This is a genomic window from Lapidilactobacillus gannanensis (genome assembly GCF_003946675.1).
Classification (GTDB): domain Bacteria; phylum Bacillota; class Bacilli; order Lactobacillales; family Lactobacillaceae; genus Lapidilactobacillus; species Lapidilactobacillus gannanensis.
Window position 1 is genome coordinate 1 of record NZ_RHOT01000066.1, and the last position, 4432, is coordinate 4432.

5 protein-coding genes are annotated in these 4432 nt (G+C 40.3%); 2 read left to right on the forward strand and 3 right to left on the reverse strand.

Features of this window, described 5'->3' with window-relative positions:
* Window positions 1–98 precede the first annotated feature (98 nt).
* The 3 genes from tsaE to EKM81_RS10905 form a co-directional block, all read right to left on the reverse strand.
* The gene (gene tsaE / locus EKM81_RS10895; RefSeq protein WP_125651576.1) at window positions 99–578 is read right to left on the reverse strand and encodes a tRNA (adenosine(37)-N6)-threonylcarbamoyltransferase complex ATPase subunit type 1 TsaE; all 480 of its coding nucleotides are present in this window, start codon (window positions 576–578) and stop codon (window positions 99–101) included.
* 307 nt (window positions 579–885) lie between these two features.
* Window positions 886–1875: a phosphate acetyltransferase gene (gene pta / locus EKM81_RS10900; RefSeq protein ID WP_125651577.1), complete on the reverse strand. Its 990-nt coding sequence runs from the start codon at window positions 1873–1875 to the stop codon at window positions 886–888.
* A gap of 268 nt (window positions 1876–2143) precedes the next feature.
* The gene (locus EKM81_RS10905) at window positions 2144–2833 is read right to left on the reverse strand and encodes a uracil-DNA glycosylase (RefSeq protein ID WP_125651579.1); all 690 of its coding nucleotides are present in this window, start codon (window positions 2831–2833) and stop codon (window positions 2144–2146) included.
* A 75-nt stretch (window positions 2834–2908) separates the two neighbouring features.
* On the opposite strand from EKM81_RS10905, the gene EKM81_RS10910 reads away from it, so the two are divergent.
* Entirely contained in the window at window positions 2909–3790 is an 882-nt protein-coding gene (locus tag EKM81_RS10910) for a Cof-type HAD-IIB family hydrolase (protein ID WP_125651581.1), read from the forward strand.
* A 15-nt stretch (window positions 3791–3805) separates the two neighbouring features.
* Window positions 3806–4330 carry an LURP-one-related/scramblase family protein gene (locus EKM81_RS10915; protein ID WP_125651582.1) on the forward strand — a complete coding sequence of 175 codons (525 nt, stop codon included), beginning with the start codon at window positions 3806–3808 and terminating at the stop codon, window positions 4328–4330.
* Window positions 4331–4432: the final 102 nt, after the last annotated feature.

Sequence of the window (4432 nt, forward strand, 5' to 3'; positions counted from 1 at the left end):
ACTGAAAGGATGTTTTTTTCGCTAAAGCTTCTCTGACCCCCACAAGTAAAACTTGTGGTTGCATTTCTACATAAGAATTGTAACTTCAAGGTCCTCACTCATTGATCGGACCATGCAGTCGTAATTTTTTCAAGTAACTGCTGACTTTTGGACCCAGCAGCACGCAACGTGAATTGCCGCGTATCGGCAGCAAAACCTGGTAAGTCACGCTGAATATCAATGACTAATCGATCAGCTGGCAAAACATCCTCGCCAAACTGAGACCATTCCACTACACAAACACCAGCACTATCAAAGTACTCCTCTAAACCTAGATCATCAGCCGAACTATGCTCAAGTCGATATAAGTCCATATGAAATAATGGTAACCGCCCTTGCCGATATTCACGAATCAAAGTAAATGTGGGGCTTTTGATTGCTCGTTCAATTCCTAGTGACTGGGCCAAGCCCTTAGTAAAAGTTGTTTTGCCAGCACCTAAATCACCATTCAATAAAATTAAACTGCCTGGCTGAACTAGTTGACCAACTACTCGACCAAATTTTTCTGTTTCAATCGCGTTCTGTGTTAGAAATTTCAAACTGTAACTCCTTTAAAATTAATTGTAAGTCATATTATTAGCTAAGACAGTTGACTTGATCAAGTACCGTGACCCTCAATTACAAGTCCAACCACTTCATCTCGTCAATGCTAATCTCATTATATTACAAACTCAGAAAATATTTCAGACTTTCCCTAGGAGCACCATAAAGTTAGTCTTAATTTTAAAGTTAATCTGATAGTTTAATGAATTAGCTACCAGTACTATAAAGCCTGCTTGACAAGCTCTCCAGATGAAACTGGCGCCAATCAAGCAGGCTTCTAGAAAAAATCCAATTTTTTTGATGTTATTGTAAAGATTGTGCAGCCGTAATGATTGCTAACTTATAAACATCTTCTTCATTAGCACCACGGGATAAATCAGAAACAGGCTTGTTTAGTCCTTGTAAAACTGGACCAATGGCCTCAAAATGGCCGAAACGTTGAGCAATCTTGTAGCCAATATTACCAGACTGCAATTCAGGGAATACAAAGACAGTTGCATGCCCGGCAACTTCCGAACCTGGCGCTTTTTGAGCGGCGACGGACGGAACGTAAGAAGCATCAAATTGTAATTCACCATCGATTTGATATTCAGGCGCCATTTCTTGCGCAATTTTAGTAGCTTCAACAACTTTATCAACTTCTGGTGATTTAGCTGAACCTTTGGTTGAGAAGCTCAACATCGAAACTTTTGGATCAATATCGAATAATTCCGCTGTTTTAGCAGATTGAACTGCAATTTCAGCTAATTCCTGAGCGTTTGGATTAATGTTAATGGCACAATCAGAGAACAGATAACGTTCACCATCACGGTCACGACCTCGCTGCATAATAAAGGCACCTGAAGTCCGCGAAACATTTGGCTTGGTTTTAATAATCTGTAATGCTGGTCGAACAGTCTCACCCGTTGAATGTACAATCCCGGAAACCATCCCATCAACTTTATCTAAATAAACTAGCATCGTCCCAAAATAATTGCCATCGCGCAAAATCCTTTCTGCTTGTTCAGCAGTTGCTTTGCCGTGACGACGTTCAACAAAAGCCGCAACCATTGCTTGAAAATCTGCGACTGGATAATTATTAGGATCAATAATCGTTAACGCATCAACATGTAACCCATTCTTAAGGGCAACAGCTTTGATTTCATCAACATTACCTAATAAAACTGGCTCCAAAATTTGGTCAGCTTTTAACCTTACTGCCGCACCAATAATCCGAGGTTCAGCACCCTCAGGGAAAACAATCTTAATATTCTTACCATTAATTTTTTCCTGCAAGCTCGCAAATAAATCCATGTTATTTCCTCCATCAAGAAAGCGTTTTATACATACAACTTCCATTTTACCCCCTTTAGTGAGAATCGCAACTTTATTTTTAAGAGTGTGAGGGGTGCCGGTCTTTTGGCGTAGGATAATTTCAAATAATTGCTTGAGCTGCGCTAGCAGATCGAGTGATTATTTAAATTAGCCATAGCCATTTGGCAACCCCGAACACGTTTCAAGCAGAGTGTGAAGAGTGATGGTCAGACTGCGTAGCATAATTTCAAATCATCGCGTTAATCTCTCACTGTTCATCTCCAGGATTCTCTGGTAATTGCCAATCAATTGGCTGCTCACCATATTTGATCAAAGCAGCATTGGTTTTCGAAAATGGTTTCGAACCAAAGAAACCACGAGAAGCTGACAATGGGCTAGGATGAACTGAAGTGATTACTGTGTTTTTACTTTCATCGATGAGCTCTCGTTTGGCTTTAGCTGCATTGCCCCAAAGAATAAAAACAACCCCACCACGTTCTGATAAAGCGGCGATTGCCTGATCACTAAGACGCTCCCAACCCTTGCCACGATGAGAATAGGCCTGATGTGCCCGCACTGTTAAAACAGCGTTAAGCAATAAAACACCCTGGTCTGCCCAAGACTTTAAATAGCCATGATTAACTGGTTTTGCACCAACGTCAGTCGCCAATTCTTTATAAATATTGCGTAAAGATGGCGGAATTTGTGTTCCTGGTCGCACTGAAAAGCTTAACCCATGTGCCTGATCAGGTTCATGATAAGGATCCTGGCCTAGAATAACCACCTTCACTTTATTGAACGGCGTCCATTCAAAAGCTTGAAAAATATGGTACATATCAGGATAAATGGTTTGCGTCTGGTACTCATTTTTTAAGAATTGATGCAAGCGAGCATATTCTGGAGATTCAAAAACTGGATCGAGAATTTCTTGCCAATCATTATCGATGATCTGTTTCATTTTAATCGCGCCATTTCTAACTATATTTAATAACTCTATGCTACACTAAAGTTAAACAATTAAGAAGGTGATTTTATGATTTCAATTATCGCATCCGATATGGATGGTACTTTGTTAAATGATCATATGGAAATTACCCCGAAAACTGTGGCCGCAATTAAAAAGGCCCAAGAAGCTGGGATTGAATTTATGGTAGCAACTGGGCGTGGGTTGACTGAAGCCCAACCGATCGTCAAAAATGCAGGCCTAGATAAAATGGCTTACATTACCCTCAATGGCGCTCAAGTCTACGACCTGAATGGCAAACTAGTTGTCAGTGAACCACTCGCCAATCCAATTGTTCCTGAATTGATCAAAAAATTACGAGCGCAAAAATTTTATTTCGAGCTGGTCACAAATCAAGGTATTTTCTCGGAAAGTAAAGTTCGGCGGATTCAACATGTCGCTGATTTATTAGTTAATCTTAATCCAGATACAACCTATAAAATTGCAGTTGCTTTAGCTGCAGCACGGCTTGAAATTATGAATATTAATTATGTCGACAACTACGACCAAATCCTTAACGATGACAATTTTCAAATCATGAAAATTTTAGTCTTTTCCGAAACTGGTCCTGATGTCTTTAACGATTTCAAAACTGCTTATCAAAACAGTCAGGAAATTGTCATCACTTCCTCATCCCCAAATAATATTGAAATCAATAGTATTCGCGCTCAAAAAGGCTTGGCATTGGTTGATTATGCAAAGCAAAAGGGCGTCCCTGCTGATCAATTAATGGCAGTCGGTGATAATTTAAACGACGAGTCAATGATTAAGGCTGCTGGCGTTGGCGTTGCTATGGGTAATGCCTTACCCGCAATCAAGGACTTAGCGACTTTTACAACTGCAACCAATCTAAACGATGGCGTTGGTCAGGCCATTGAATGGGCACTTGGCCAACAAAAAAGTCAGCATTAGTTTCGGGTGGCGCCAATGACAATTTACTATTTACTTAATCAAACTATCGGCGGTAGCGACAGTCAATTTATTTTTGATCACAACATGCAACCACTAATGATTCTCACTGGTCGCTTCGGCTTAAATCAGAATGGTATTCGCCTATTAACAATTGATGGTCAATATCGTGGCCGCGTCATTCATCGAACAAGTAATTTTGCAACTGAGTATGAACTGCAAACAGAGCGACAAACGCTCGGTCAAATGACTAAAATGACTGGCCTTTGGCATCAATTCGCTTATGTTAGTAATCTCAAGTGGACCGTACTTGGTTCAGTCACCACTAATACCTATCAAGTGACTCATGGTATTCATGCTGTTTTTGATGCGCACTCAATTGTGACCAGTAAAAAACTTGATGGTTTACAATTAACCTTAGCCAATGATCAAGATCAAGTTCCGGCTTTTCTAGTTGCCGCTACCCTTAACCAATGGGTACTACTATCACAGCGAAAAAGTAAACATCTGTTTAACTCACTTGGAGATATTGCCATTAATTAAATGTTAATACTCCTCAAACATTACAAGTAATCATCCACCCGCATAGCGGGTGGCTTTTTATTAGCCCTAGAAGGGCTTGCCACACGCAAAAAGCCCCTTAAA